The following is a 12,409-nucleotide window of genomic DNA, read 5'->3' on the forward strand; positions in this document are numbered from 1 at the left end:
TGCGGGCCCCTTTTTTGTTGCGCCGGGCGCCGATCAGCCGTTGCTGGCCTCACCCGCAGCGGCGGCGTCCTTGGCGATGTTCTTGCGCAGGAAGCGCACGCCCACGACCGTGAGCACCACACAGGTGGCCACGATCAGAACGCTGGGAGCGAAAGAGACCAGGCTGTACTTATCGATAGAAGTCATAGAACCGTACCTTGTAATTCTGTGCCCGTACTCCGGATCCGGCGGCCGCATTTCACGGCCCGCTTCCCCCACAGGCGTTTATTTTTTCGCTTTCCGGCAAAGGGGACTTTGCCTCGAGCAACCTGAAAGTCGGCAGCGATTCTAACTGCTAGGCGAAGAAATGACCAGCGGGGGGCGGCACGTTTCGCTAGCGCTCAAGGTGCCCTACGTTGCCGGAAAAGTACTGTAGGGTGCCCTGAGCGAAGCAACCGCCATGGATGGCGGGAAACCCTGTCATGCAGGAGCAATTGCAGGCGAACGGCACCGCGGGGTGCCGGTATCAATCCTTAAGCCGCTTGACCAGGCTGCAGGTATCCCAGCGCCCCCCGCCCATCGACTGGACGTCGGCGTAGAACTGGTCCAGCAATGCCGTGATCGGCAGGCTGGCACCGTTGTTGCGGGCTTCCTCCAGCGTGATGCGCAGGTCCTTGCGCATCCAGTCGACGGCGAAGCCAAAGTCGAACTCACCATCCAGCATCGCCTCGTGGCGGTTATCCATCTGCCAGGAACCGGCGGCGCCGTGACGGATCACATCGAAGACGGCACGGCCGTCGAGGCCCGAGCGCTTGATGAAGTGCACCGCTTCTGCCAGGCCCTGGACGGCGCCGGCGACGCAGATCTGGTTCACCATCTTGGCCAGCTGGCCGCTACCCGCGGCGCCGAGCAGGCTCGACGACTTGCCGTAGGCCGCGATCACCGGCTCGATACGGGCGAACACCCCGGCCTCGCCGCCGCACATGATGCTGAGCGCGCCGTTCTGCGCACCGGCCTGGCCGCCCGACACCGGCGCGTCAATGAAGTGCAGTCCGCGCGCCCTGGCCGCGGCATCGAGTTCCCGCGCCACTTCCGCCGACGCCGTGGTGTGGTCGACCAGGATCGCGCCCGGCGCCATGCCCTCGAAAGCCCCCTGCTCGCCGTTCACCACCTGTCGCAGGTCGTCGTCGTTGCCGACGCAGCAGAACACGATCTCGGCGCCGGCCGCCGCCTGCGCCGGCGTTTCGCCGAAATCGCCGCCGTACTCCCCGACCCACTGCTGCGCTTTCGCCGTGGTGCGGTTGTAGACACAGACCTCATGACCACCCTCGTGCAGGTGGCCGGCCATGGGGAATCCCATGGTGCCCAATCCCAGAAATGCCAGTTTCATGTCATGTCCTATGCACTGTTTGCGGGCCTCTGTTATGCCACAGATCATCCCTGCCTGGCCAGCCACAGAACAGCGGTGACCTCACACAACAGGACTGATAAGCTCACAGGCCAAGGACAAAAAAGAATGCTGCCATGAAATCAGCTCTGCTGGGCCTCGCCCTTACAATCGCCAGCCTGATGCCCGCCAGTGCCCAGGAGTCCGTCTATCAACTGAGTTTTGCGGACCTCGAACGCAATCCGGCTCCACTGGAGAAGTATCGCGGCAAGATTCTGTTGTTGAATTTCTGGGCCACCTGGTGCCCGCCCTGCATCCGTGAAATGCCCTCAATGACGCGGCTGCAACAACACTTCGATGACTCTGATCTGGCGGTCGTGGCCGTCAATGTCGGTGAAACGCCAGAGGCCATCGCCAGCTTCAGGCAGCAGCTGGGTACACCACTGGCCTTTGAGCTGTTGCTGGATGAATCAGGCAGTGCGTTTCGGGAACTGGGCATCCCTGGACTGCCAATGAGCTATCTATATGACCGCGACGGCCAACTGCTGGAGACCGTGGCCGGCGGCCACGAATGGGACTCGCCGGAACGCATCAGCCAGATTGAAACCTGGCTCAAGCCCTGAGCGCCCGCCGGCGCTAATGCTTGTAGGGGTCGGCGGCATCCAACAGGCCGTCACCCAGAAACTGATAGGCGAGCACGACCAGAATGACCGGAATGACCGGATACAGCAACCAGGGGTACAGCACCACGTAATTAATGTTCTGCGCCTCGTTCAGCAGAACGCCCCAACTGGTAACCGGCGGGCGCAAACCCAGGCCAAGAAAACTCAGTGCCGTTTCACCCAGAATCATGGTGGGTATGGAGAGAGTGGCCGATGCAATCAAGTGACTCAAAAAACTCGGCATCAAATGCTTCATGATGACGCGGCCAGGCTTGGCACCCATGAGCTGCGCCGCGACACAGAAGTCCTCTTCACGCAACGCCAGCAGTTTGGAACGCACGGCACGGGCCAGACCCGGCCAGTCGAGCAACGCAAGCAGGACCGTAATACCGAGAAAGATGAGCGTTGGCGGCCAGGTCACCGGCAGCACCGCCGATAACGTCATCAACAGGGGCAGCATGGGGAATGAACGTATAACTTCGATCGTGCGCTGCACAATATTGTCCACGAGCCCGCCATAGTAACCGGCCACACCACCGATGGTGATACCCAGGAAAAAGCTGATGGCGATACCGATCAACCCCAGTGTGAGCGATATGCGCGCGCCGTAAACGATACGTGAAAGCATGTCCCGCCCCATGCGGTCAGTGCCAAGCAGGAACATCGGGCTATTCGGCGACGGGCAGATCAAATGGAAATCACCCTTGACCATGCCCCAGAACTCGTACTCAGCCCCGGCATAGTCACTGCCACTACAGAAAAAGCGAATCGGGTTTACCTGGGAGCGATCTTCCTGATAGACCCACTGCAGGCGCTCCATGTCCAGGGTGACATCGATACCGTAGACGAAGGGTCCCCGGAACTCGCCCTCCTCGAACCAGTGCACATCCTGTGGCGGCGCAAACAGATAATCCACATGGCGCGCTTCCAGTTCATAGGGCGCGATAACTTCGGCAAACACCACAACAAAATACATCAGGGTCAGAAAACTGCCGCTGATGACCGCCAGGCGGTGACGCTTTAGCTTCCACCAAACCAGCCGCCACTGCGACGCCATATAATAGCGCTCTTGCTCCGGCGTCAGCTCAAGCGCTGCGTAGGGATTAAACGGTGCGGGATTAACATAGTGCTTTAAGGGCTCACGGCTCATCGACTTTGCCCCCCTTCCAGGCGAATGCGCGGATCCAGTACCGCCAGCGCGAGATCCGAAATCAGGGTGCCAAAAACCGTCAGCAACGAAATGAACATCAGAAAACTTCCCGCCAGGTACATATCCTGGGACTGTAGCGCCTTGAGTAGCATCGGGCCGGTGGTTTCAAGTCCCAATACCACCGATACAATCACCGCACCGGATATCATTTCGGGCAACAGGTTGCCGATATCGGCGATGAAGGGATTGAGCGCCATGCGCAGTGGATACTTGACCAGCGTCTTGACGGGCGACAGACCCTTGGCCTTGGCGGTGACCACATACTGCTTGTGCAGCTCATCCAGCAAATTGGCCCGCAGGCGCCGTATCATGCCGGCGGTGCCGGAGGTACCAATCACCACCACGGGCACCCATAGATGCGCCAGCACCGACATCACCTTGTCCATGGTCCAGGGCTGATCGATGTACTGTGCATCCATCAAACCACCGATATCCGTACCGAAATAAGCCTTGGCCATGTACATGAGAATCAGCGCCAGCAGGAAATTGGGCGTTGCCAGACCGATAAAGCCAATAAAGGACAACGTGAAATCACCAATGCTGTATTGACGCACAGCGGAATAGACACCGATTGGAAATGACATCACATAGACGAACAGGGTCGTGACGAACGCCACAAGTATGGTCAGGTACATGCGGTCCCCCACCACCTCGTTGACCGGCTTGTCATGCTCGAAAGAATGCCCCATGTCGCCATGCAGCATGCCCCACACCCAGTATAAATACTGCTCCACGATCGAGCGATCCATGCCATATTGCTCACGCAGATAAGCGACGCGCTCCTGGTTGACGTTTTCGCCCTGAGCCTGCAGCTCGTTCACCATGGTCGTCAGGTAGTCACCCGGCGGCAGCTGGATAATGGTGAACACCAGCACGCTGATAACCAGCAGCGTGGGAATCATCATGAAGACTCTGCGAACGACGTATTTCAGCATAATCAGTGCGCCGATCCCTGCTCGAACCAGAATGTATCTGGCGAGTAGAGACCAAAATGAGCACCGGGATCCCAGTTCCAGATGCCCTTGTCGGGAACATTATGCAAGCGGCTATTGATAGCGATGGGGTTCATGACACCGGCCAGAATACCAATACTGAACAGGTTATCGGCGTTGATCTGCAGCATTTCATGCCAGATCTCACGGCGCCGTTCTATGGAATCCGCCTGGTACCACTCATCCAGCAGCGTCATCAACTGCTTGGCCTCGGGAAAGTCGGGGGCCACTCCTGCGGCGCCATGGGTTTCCTTGAACTGGCCAAACTTTGGCCACTGATAATAGTCCTGGCGTACCGGCGCCAGTTCAGCAGGTGAATTGGCCGCCGTGGCAATGCCGTTCTCAAGCCCGGACGAGATGGTCATCAGGGTCTCGCCGGCATAGACACGTCGACGCACATTATCGAGATTAGACGGTTTGATATGGAGCTTGATACCCAGCTGACGCCATTTATCGGCGATAAGCTGCAGCACATCGGCCTGTTCACTGGTGCCATCAAACGTCTCGACGATAATTTCCAGCAACCGGCCATCGGGCAACTTGCGAATGCCGCCGAGATCCTTCTCGGTCAAACCGATATCGTCCAGCAACTGGTTGGCCTGCTTGAGATCGAACTCCGCCCAGCTTTTACGGTACTCGGGTTTGTAAAGGGGTGAACGTTCCAGAACCGTATTCTGCCCTTCCACCGCCATGCCGTAATAGATCACCTGATTGATTTCATGCCGATCGATGCCAAGCGACAGCGCGCGGCGAAAGCGCACGTCACGGAACAGCGCGCGCCAGACGGGATCGTTGTGATTCAGGTTGGGGTAAAGCGCCTGATGCGCCCCCTTGGCGATGGGCCAGAGCGTGACGCGATAGTTATATTCCGGCGCATTGCGCTTTAGCAGGGTGAAGTCATTGAACCGCAGATACTGGGCCTGCAAATCCGTCTCACCGGTCGCCGCCTTGGCCGGAATAAGCTTGGACTCCGTAATCCCCATAATCACGGTATCGATATAGGGCAGCTGCCGGCCTTCTGGGTCAACACGGTGAAAGAACGGATTGCGCTCAAACAGGTAGCGGCTGCTCGGGCTTGCAGTCGTTTGATGCCAGGGCTGCAGCACGGGCAAATCGGGGTTATCAGCGCGGTAGAGCCTGCCCATGGCAGTATGAAGCGCAGCCCAGTCACGCTTGCCATTGTCCAGCACTCGCTCGGCGAGTGCGTAGGCTTCAGTGTACTTGATGTGAAACTGCTTCAGATAATGTGCCGGCGCATAGATATAAAGCGGCGTGGCCGAGGCCAGACGGGCCAGAAATTCAGGGTTGGGCGCGGCCCAGGCATAGCGCACTGTGACAGCATCCGGGAAGCTGACCTCGGGAAACTTATCGTTTACCAACAGTTCGGCAGGCGGCCCCACCGGATAGAGCTGGTCGTTATTGGCAATATCCTCCCACCAGTAACGAAAATCGTCAGAGGTAAACGGAGCTCCATCGGACCAGCGATGACCGGGTCGCAAATGGAAGGTAAACACCCGGTCCTGCTCGATGTCGACGGACTCGACGATATCCGGCACCAGGTCGAGCTGCTCGTTATATCGCACCAGGCGAGCATAGCCATACACCGTCATGCGCCGGGTGTCTTTTTCCTTTCCCATCAACATCGACAGTTTGCCGCCGTACTGACCTAACTGCCGGGTATTGCCAGTAAAATCCAGCGTGAGCGGCACCTGTGGCAAACGCGCCTCTACCGGCGGCAGCTCGCCACTGGCCACGCGCGCATCCAGCGAGGGCGCCTGCGAATAATCAGCGGCCATTAGCGCCTGGCTGCAGCCAAACAGTGACAACAGAACCAGACTACAACGCCAGTTTAAAAATTTCATGCTACCAGCTCCTCAGGGCGCGTTCCGGCCATCACACGGACAAAATGACCCTTTTCAAATTCAATTAACGATGCGGGAGCGTCCGGATGATGAGTGAACGGTACGGGCCAGTTCTCCGGGCAGGAGGCGCGATCAAGCATCAGTCGCTCGAAGTCTAGCAGGTGATCCGGATTGGGATCAGGCACAGCACTGAGCAAGGTCCTTGTATAGGGATGCAACGGACGGCTGAACAGCAGCGCCTTGGGTGCGATTTCCACCAGCTGCCCACGACACATCACCGCAATACGGTCGGCGATGTAATCCACCACCGCCAGGTTGTGGCTGATAAACAGGTAAGTCAGGCCCAGTTGTGCCTGCAGATCCCTGAGCAGATTCAGTATCTGGGCCTGGACAGAAACATCCAGCGCTGAAACGGGTTCATCGCAAATAATCAGATCAGGGCTCAGTGCCAACGCGCGCGCTATACCAATTCGCTGACGCTGCCCACCCGAAAAACTGTGCGGGTAGCGCTGCAGGTAACGCACATCCAGTCCGACCAGCTCCATCAGCTCACGCGCCAGAGACTGTCGCTCCAGGTGCGTGCCAATGCCATGGATAACCAAAGGCTCGGTGATAATATCAAGAATGGTCATGCGCGGATTAAGCGACGAGAACGGATCCTGAAACATGAATTGCATGCGTTGACGAAAATCCAGCAACTCCTGCCCGGCGAGGGACTGCAAATCCCGATCTCGGTAGCCATCATAGAAACTGACACTGCCTTCATCGGGGCTCAACGCCCGCATCAGAATTTTACTCAGTGTGGTCTTGCCACAACCGCTCTCCCCCACCAGCCCCAGGCATTCGCCACGCTTAATATCGAAGCTGACATTGTCCACCGCCAGAATGTTTGATTCACTCCCCCCCGCCGCAGAACGAATGCGGAACTGCTTGCGGATATTGCGTACGCTCAGAATCGGCTTGTCGAGATCCGCGGTGGCCGGCAGTGGGTGCTTGGGCGTATGCAGGTTGTCGGTGTTGGGGCGAATTTCACGAATGGGCACCAAACGTTCGTCCGGGCGCATACCAAAACGCGGCACCGCCTTGAGCAGCGCCTGCAGATAGGGATGCGACGGTTGCCTGAAAATATGATCCAGGGTGCCCGCCTCCATCAGTTCACCGTGATATACCACCACGACTTCCTCTGCCATGTTGGCGACCACGCCAAGATCATGCGTGATCAGGAGCAGCGCCATCTTGAGTTCATGCTGCAGATCCCGGATTTGCTTGAGAATCTGTGCCTGAATGGTGACATCCAGCGCCGTGGTGGGCTCGTCGGCAATGAGCAAAGACGGATGACAGACCAGCGCCATGGCGATCATGGCCCGCTGACGAAGGCCGCCTGACAATTCGAACGGATAGGTTTTGAGGGCTCGGCGCGCATCCGCGAAACCGGCCAGGTGCAGAATTTCGCGGGTGAGCTCCTGCGCTTCGGCATTACCGACGCTACGGTGCAGGCGCAAGGCTTCACTGATCTGATCGCCAATCGTGTGCAGTGCCGACAGCGATGTGCTGGGCTCAGGAAAAATAATCGAGATAGAGCCACCACGAATCGCGCGCATCTGTGCACTATCGCGATGCAGGGCCGCAATGTCGACAGTCTGACCGGACTGTGGATCACGAAACAGAATCTGGCCGGAATCGATCACACCGGCTTTGGGAAGCAGGCCCATAATCGCCTGGCTGATCACCGACTTGCCCGAACCCGACTCGCCAACCAGCGCCACAGACGCCCCTGGCGCTATGCTGAATGACACGCCTTTGACTGCTTCGATCACGCCTTCCGGCAAACGGAACGAAACGCGAAGATCCTTTACCGTCAATAAATCACTCAAAATCAGGCCTCTCGATATACCGCATAACTAAAGAGATTCTGACCAAATAAAGACCGGTGCAGGCTCTGTTGAACCCCTGCAAACGGTGCTATGAGCACTAATCAGAAACTGATCAAAGTCTAGCTGTTTTTGTTATATAGCCCTATTGTATCAAGCAGATAAAATCCGTCGCCATACTGAGACAGTATTACACACAATAGTCACAGCAAAAGCCATGAATATAACGGTGCGCAATTCAATGCTGTACTAAAGATAACGGGTAGCACCCAAACAGCAAATGCACACAGCGAACGAAGACGTCATTAATGTACTACAGCCTGGAAAATTCAAGCAGTATCGCCGTTACTCGAGCATAGCCTTGGCGAGGCCCGGTCGACAGTCGACTGTTAAGCTGGCGGTCAAACTGATTCTTCCAGGTATTTGTATCTATCGATTAGGCACAGGAAGTCCGGGCGTTTTTTGATTGGCGCCTGCGATGCAAGGGCTTGCATCGTCCCTGACGTTCATGTCACAGGCACATGGACACGTATCGCTCCTGCATAAGCCGCACTCAGAACGTCGCTGTAGTTCATGCGCCCTAGCGGCCACGCAACATGCTTCTTAGCCCAACAGAGTGGGCGACAGTGTACGCCCACAGGCTGGACTTTTTCGCGGGAAGGGGTGGCGCTCGCATTGGGCCCTCTTTCCGGAAGAAGGCCCAATAATTCGGCATCCCTGCTTCATCCAGGGCTCATCGGGTGAGTAACAGGATGCGCAGAGAACTGTTTTGTGAGCGCACAGGGGGCCCGAAGGCAGCCCCCAGGATGAAGTTCACATCCTGGGGGCTGCAGCGGTGGATGGATCAGGCTTTCGCGGTGACGTGGGCAGCCAGACTCTTGACGATCGCCATCACCATTTCCGCAGAATGGGTGGCCGCTGTTTCAAGGAACTGATCGAAGGACAGATTTGATTCCTTTCCGGCAATGTCGGAAAGAGCCCGAATCACGATAAAGGGAACGTCAAAGCTGTGGCAGGTCTGAGCGATGGCCGCTGCTTCCATTTCCACCGCTTTCATCGTCGGAAAGAGTGCGCGGGTTTTAGCCACCCGATCAGAGCAGTTCATGAAGCTGTCACCGGTGGCGATCAGTCCACGCACCGTTTTCATACCCTGCATTTGACCGATACACTGCTCGGCAAGCTGCGCCAGCAGCAGATCAGGTTCAAACGCGGCAGGCAAACCAGGCACCTGGCCGGGCTCGTAACCAAACACCGTGACATCCACATCGTGGTGACGCACTTCGGTGGAGATGACGATATCACCCACTTCGAGCTTTTCATCGAACCCACCGGCCGAGCCCGTGTTGATGACACAGTCGGGCTTGAATATCTGTAGCAGCAACGCCGTACCGACCGCCGCATTCACCTTGCCGATACCCGATTTCAACAGCACTACGGACTGCCCGTGCATCAGTCCGATATAGAAGGAATAACCCGCGTATTGATGCTCTTCAACCTGCTGCAAGGCAGATTTCAGCAGTTCGACTTCCTGGTCCATCGCACCAATGATACCGATGCGTAATTTATCCTTTTGCTTGATTATGTCAGCGAGGCGCGTGCTCATCTATCGTAACTACCGTTGTTCTCTGTGAATTATATTTTTCGCGGGCAAAGAATACGTAATTTACCCACCAGAAAGAATAGTGCTGGCCACATTAATGGGGCCAGAACGGATTATTTCTCTTTCTGATTGGAAGTTTGGCACAAAAAAGCGGAAAACCTGCGTTCTTGCTCGCCGAATCCAGCCACCGGCGTCGCCTTAGATGCAACTTTAGGAAACAGAATTGAACCTGGACAGAAGAGTTGCGGCATCCCTGCCTTAACGCAGATAAAGGCCATCCCAGCCAAAACGGCTGAACAGCCGGTCACACGCCGCATCAACCGGACACTGCAGGTGCACGGCGGCCCCGCTCACAGGATGGATGAACTCGAGCTCAGTGGCCATCAACAGCAACCGGTGCAGATCGAATTTTTCACGGAACAGCCGATTGTGCTTTCCATCTCCATGGGCGGTATCACCCACCAGTGGATGGAAAATATGCTTCATATGACGCCGTATCTGATGCTTGCGCCCTGTGTGCGGCTTCACTTCCACCAGGGAATAGCGCGCACTGGGGTAACGACTGACCGGGAATGGCAGCTCTATGGTCGCCAAACGACGAAACTCGCTTCGCGCCTCCTTGGCTGGCTTGTCCGGGTCCGCAAAGGGATCCGCCTTCTTGTCGAAGATAGGCTTGAGTGCGTAATCGATCAGGCCGGCTTCCGGCGTATAACCACGGGTGACACACAGATAGGTCTTTTTTACTCGACGCTCTGCAAAAGCAAGATTCATGTCATGGGCAATCTGCTTTTGCTTGGCGAACAGAATGACACCGGACGTGGCGCGATCGAGACGATGAACGGTGTAGACAGTGTCCTGCAGGTACTCCCTGAGCTGCGCGACGGCATTGGGGGTATAGGCAGGGGCAATCCAACTGGGGTGAACCAACAGACCCGAAGGCTTGTCTATAGCGACGAGATATTCGTCCTCAAACAGGATCTTCAGCTCGGACATGGTACTATATCAGGCTCAGGCGGGATCTGGAGACGCAAGAGAATGGCGGTGAGGCAGGGATTTGAACCCTGGGAGCCTTTCGACTCGCCGGTTTTCGAAACCGGTGCTTTCGGCCACTCAGCCACCTCACCACGACTTGCGGCGCATAGTGTACGTGTAATCAAGCGGAAGTCAAACAGTAGAAAGGCTTGTAAATTCATATATAAAGGGCATGATGTGCCTATCGGACTGAAATCAATCGAGGGAAACCATGCGTAACGTTCGTACCATCAATAACGATGCTTACAGTTCATCCGCCCTGGCGACCAACAAGGTCCTGCGCAACACCTACTTTCTGCTGGGTATTACGCTGGCATGGTCTGCCATTATCGCAGGCGTAGCTGCGGCCATGGCCCTTCCCCGTCCGGGCCTGATTATCACGCTGGTGGGCTTTTACGGCCTGCTCTTCCTGACCGAGAAAAACCGCAACAGCTCCCTGGGGCTGCTGTTTGTATTCCTGCTGACTGGCTTTATGGGCTATACGCTGGGTCCGATCATCAATATTGTCCTTGCCCGTGGCGGTTCTGAAATTGTCATGATGGCTCTGGGTGGTACTGCCCTGACCTTCTTCACCACTTCGGCTTATGCCCTTACCACCAAGCGGGACCTGTCCTTCCTGGGCGGCATGATGCTGGCGGGTTTCGTGGTTCTGATTGTCGCTGTGATCGCCAATATCTTCCTGCAGATGCCGGCACTGTCGCTGGCGATCAGTGCGATGTTCATCCTGTTCTCGGCCGGCGCCATCCTGCTGACGACACAATCGATCGTACGTGGCGGTGAAACCAACTACATTTCTGCGACGGTGACGCTGTACGTCTCCATTTACAACATCTTCGTCAGCCTGCTGCAGATCCTCGGCGTTACCAGCAGCGACTGATTTTTGCCGCCGGCCAACGCCGGCCACAGGCAAAGCGACTGCCAAGCCCCGCTATCTTTGCTAAGATAGCGGGGCTTTTGCATTCAGAAACAGCAACTTGTTCAGGCTGACGCGCCTATCCAGCCCTTGAATTGCTGTCGGCTCTATTCAACATGCACCACCGGACAGGTTGAACATGATCTTTTCGCTACTGGTTTATGCGGCCCCCCACAGCCATCAGGCCGCCGAAAGTGCCTATCGCTTTGCCGTCGCCTGTTTAGCACAGGGACACAGTATTCATCGCGTGTTTTTTTACGGTGACGGCATTCATGGCGCCTCCGCACTGGCGACACCTCCGCAGGACGAACCCAACCTGCCCGACCGCTGGCAGACACTCGCCCAGACCCATGGGCTGGATCTGGTGGTGTGTATCGCCGCCGCGGTGCGCCGCGGCGTACTGGACGCCAATGAAGCACACCGCTACGAAAAGCCCGGCCATAACCTGCATGAAGGTTTTGAGCTGTCCGGCCTGGGCCAGCTGACCGAAGCGGCAATCGTGTCCGATCGAATGATCACTTTCGGAGCCTGAAATGAGCACACGCAAACGCTTTCTGGTGATTTCACGCCGCCCGCCCTATGGCAGCAGCCATGCCCGGGACGCACTGGATACCGCCCTCACAACCGCGGTATTCGAGCAACCCGTCAGCATGCTGTTTCTTGATGACGGCGTTTACCAACTGCTGCAGGCTCAACAGCCTGGCGGCATACAGCAGAAGAATCTCGGGGCCACGCTCAGTGCCCTGCCCATGTACGATATTGATCAGCTTTACGCCTGCAGCGATGCTATGCAAAGCCGCAACCTGGGTGTCGACGACTGCCTGTTGCCTGTCCAGCTGCTCGATACCGACGCCATTGCACAGCTGATTCGCACTCACGATGTGGTACTGAGTTTTTGACT

General features: G+C 56.8%; 12 protein-coding genes and 1 tRNA gene. 4 read left to right on the top strand and 9 right to left on the bottom strand.

The window, feature by feature from the left end:
- Nucleotides 1–33: 33 nt before the first annotated feature.
- Nucleotides 34–186 carry a hypothetical protein gene (locus F451_RS27735; protein WP_020681489.1) on the bottom strand — a complete coding sequence of 51 codons (153 nt, stop codon included), beginning with the start codon at nucleotides 184–186 and terminating at the stop codon, nucleotides 34–36.
- 319 nt (nucleotides 187–505) lie between these two features.
- Entirely contained in the window at nucleotides 506–1,369 is an 864-nt protein-coding gene (locus F451_RS0111360; protein ID WP_020681490.1) for an NAD(P)-dependent oxidoreductase, read from the bottom strand.
- Nucleotides 1,370–1,503: 134 nt separating this feature from the next.
- On the opposite strand from F451_RS0111360, the gene F451_RS0111365 reads away from it, so the two are divergent.
- Nucleotides 1,504–1,989, top strand: a complete 486-nt coding sequence (locus F451_RS0111365; protein WP_020681491.1) for a TlpA disulfide reductase family protein — start codon at nucleotides 1,504–1,506, stop codon at nucleotides 1,987–1,989.
- A 13-nt stretch (nucleotides 1,990–2,002) separates the two neighbouring features.
- On the opposite strand, the gene F451_RS0111370 is transcribed toward F451_RS0111365, so the two are convergent.
- The 7 genes from F451_RS0111370 to F451_RS0111400 form a co-directional block, all read right to left on the bottom strand.
- Nucleotides 2,003–3,178, bottom strand: coding sequence for an ABC transporter permease (locus F451_RS0111370; RefSeq protein ID WP_020681492.1), 1,176 nt, complete (start codon nucleotides 3,176–3,178; stop codon nucleotides 2,003–2,005).
- Complete coding sequence (locus F451_RS0111375) at nucleotides 3,175–4,173, bottom strand: ABC transporter permease (RefSeq protein ID WP_020681493.1); 999 nt, start codon at nucleotides 4,171–4,173, stop codon at nucleotides 3,175–3,177. The genes F451_RS0111370 and F451_RS0111375 overlap by 4 nt, the downstream gene beginning before the upstream one ends.
- Nucleotides 4,174–4,175: 2 nt before the next feature.
- Nucleotides 4,176–6,092, bottom strand: coding sequence for an ABC transporter substrate-binding protein (locus F451_RS0111380; RefSeq protein WP_020681494.1), 1,917 nt, complete (start codon nucleotides 6,090–6,092; stop codon nucleotides 4,176–4,178).
- Nucleotides 6,089–7,966 (bottom strand): ABC transporter ATP-binding protein, encoded by a 1,878-nt coding sequence (locus F451_RS0111385; RefSeq protein ID WP_205624008.1) that lies wholly within the window; start codon nucleotides 7,964–7,966, stop codon nucleotides 6,089–6,091. The genes F451_RS0111380 and F451_RS0111385 overlap by 4 nt, the downstream gene beginning before the upstream one ends.
- A gap of 841 nt (nucleotides 7,967–8,807) precedes the next feature.
- Nucleotides 8,808–9,566, bottom strand: a complete 759-nt coding sequence (gene mtnN / locus F451_RS0111390) for a 5'-methylthioadenosine/S-adenosylhomocysteine nucleosidase (RefSeq protein ID WP_020681496.1) — start codon at nucleotides 9,564–9,566, stop codon at nucleotides 8,808–8,810.
- Nucleotides 9,567–9,821: 255 nt separating this feature from the next.
- The gene (locus F451_RS0111395) at nucleotides 9,822–10,556 is read right to left on the bottom strand and encodes a pseudouridine synthase (protein ID WP_020681497.1); all 735 of its coding nucleotides are present in this window, start codon (nucleotides 10,554–10,556) and stop codon (nucleotides 9,822–9,824) included.
- Between the two features lie 43 nt (nucleotides 10,557–10,599).
- Nucleotides 10,600–10,687 (bottom strand) — tRNA-Ser (locus F451_RS0111400).
- A 119-nt stretch (nucleotides 10,688–10,806) separates the two neighbouring features.
- Here F451_RS0111400 and F451_RS0111405 point away from each other — a divergent pair.
- From F451_RS0111405 to tusC, 3 genes are all read left to right on the top strand, one after another.
- A complete protein-coding gene (locus tag F451_RS0111405) occupies nucleotides 10,807–11,472 on the top strand; it encodes a Bax inhibitor-1/YccA family protein (protein WP_020681498.1) in 666 nt (221 codons plus the stop codon).
- A 175-nt stretch (nucleotides 11,473–11,647) separates the two neighbouring features.
- Nucleotides 11,648–12,040: a sulfurtransferase complex subunit TusD gene (gene tusD / locus F451_RS0111410; RefSeq protein WP_020681499.1), complete on the top strand. Its 393-nt coding sequence runs from the start codon at nucleotides 11,648–11,650 to the stop codon at nucleotides 12,038–12,040.
- 1 nt (nucleotide 12,041) lies between these two features.
- Nucleotides 12,042–12,407, top strand: a complete 366-nt coding sequence (gene tusC, locus F451_RS0111415) for a sulfurtransferase complex subunit TusC (RefSeq protein ID WP_020681500.1) — start codon at nucleotides 12,042–12,044, stop codon at nucleotides 12,405–12,407.
- Nucleotides 12,408–12,409: the final 2 nt, after the last annotated feature.

The organism is Marinobacterium rhizophilum DSM 18822, assembly GCF_000378045.1.
In the GTDB taxonomy this organism is placed as follows: Bacteria; Pseudomonadota; Gammaproteobacteria; order Pseudomonadales; family Balneatricaceae; genus Marinobacterium_A; species Marinobacterium_A rhizophilum.

What these genes read in the sequence shown, in the direction of transcription:
- F451_RS27735 (WP_020681489.1), bottom strand. Translation starts at nt 186, where the DNA reads ATGACTTCTATCGATAAGTACAGCCTGGTCTCTTTCGCTCCCAGCGTT.
- F451_RS0111360 (WP_020681490.1), bottom strand. Translation starts at nt 1,369, where the DNA reads ATGAAACTGGCATTTCTGGGATTGGGCACCATGGGATTCCCCATGGCC.
- F451_RS0111365 (WP_020681491.1), top strand. Translation starts at nt 1,504, where the DNA reads ATGAAATCAGCTCTGCTGGGCCTCGCCCTTACAATCGCCAGCCTGATG.
- F451_RS0111370 (WP_020681492.1), bottom strand. Translation starts at nt 3,178, where the DNA reads ATGAGCCGTGAGCCCTTAAAGCACTATGTTAATCCCGCACCGTTTAAT.
- F451_RS0111375 (WP_020681493.1), bottom strand. Translation starts at nt 4,173, where the DNA reads ATGCTGAAATACGTCGTTCGCAGAGTCTTCATGATGATTCCCACGCTG.
- F451_RS0111380 (WP_020681494.1), bottom strand. Translation starts at nt 6,092, where the DNA reads ATGAAATTTTTAAACTGGCGTTGTAGTCTGGTTCTGTTGTCACTGTTT.
- mtnN (WP_020681496.1), bottom strand. Translation starts at nt 9,566, where the DNA reads ATGAGCACGCGCCTCGCTGACATAATCAAGCAAAAGGATAAATTACGC.
- F451_RS0111395 (WP_020681497.1), bottom strand. Translation starts at nt 10,556, where the DNA reads ATGTCCGAGCTGAAGATCCTGTTTGAGGACGAATATCTCGTCGCTATA.
- F451_RS0111405 (WP_020681498.1), top strand. Translation starts at nt 10,807, where the DNA reads ATGCGTAACGTTCGTACCATCAATAACGATGCTTACAGTTCATCCGCC.
- tusD (WP_020681499.1), top strand. Translation starts at nt 11,648, where the DNA reads ATGATCTTTTCGCTACTGGTTTATGCGGCCCCCCACAGCCATCAGGCC.
- tusC (WP_020681500.1), top strand. Translation starts at nt 12,042, where the DNA reads ATGAGCACACGCAAACGCTTTCTGGTGATTTCACGCCGCCCGCCCTAT.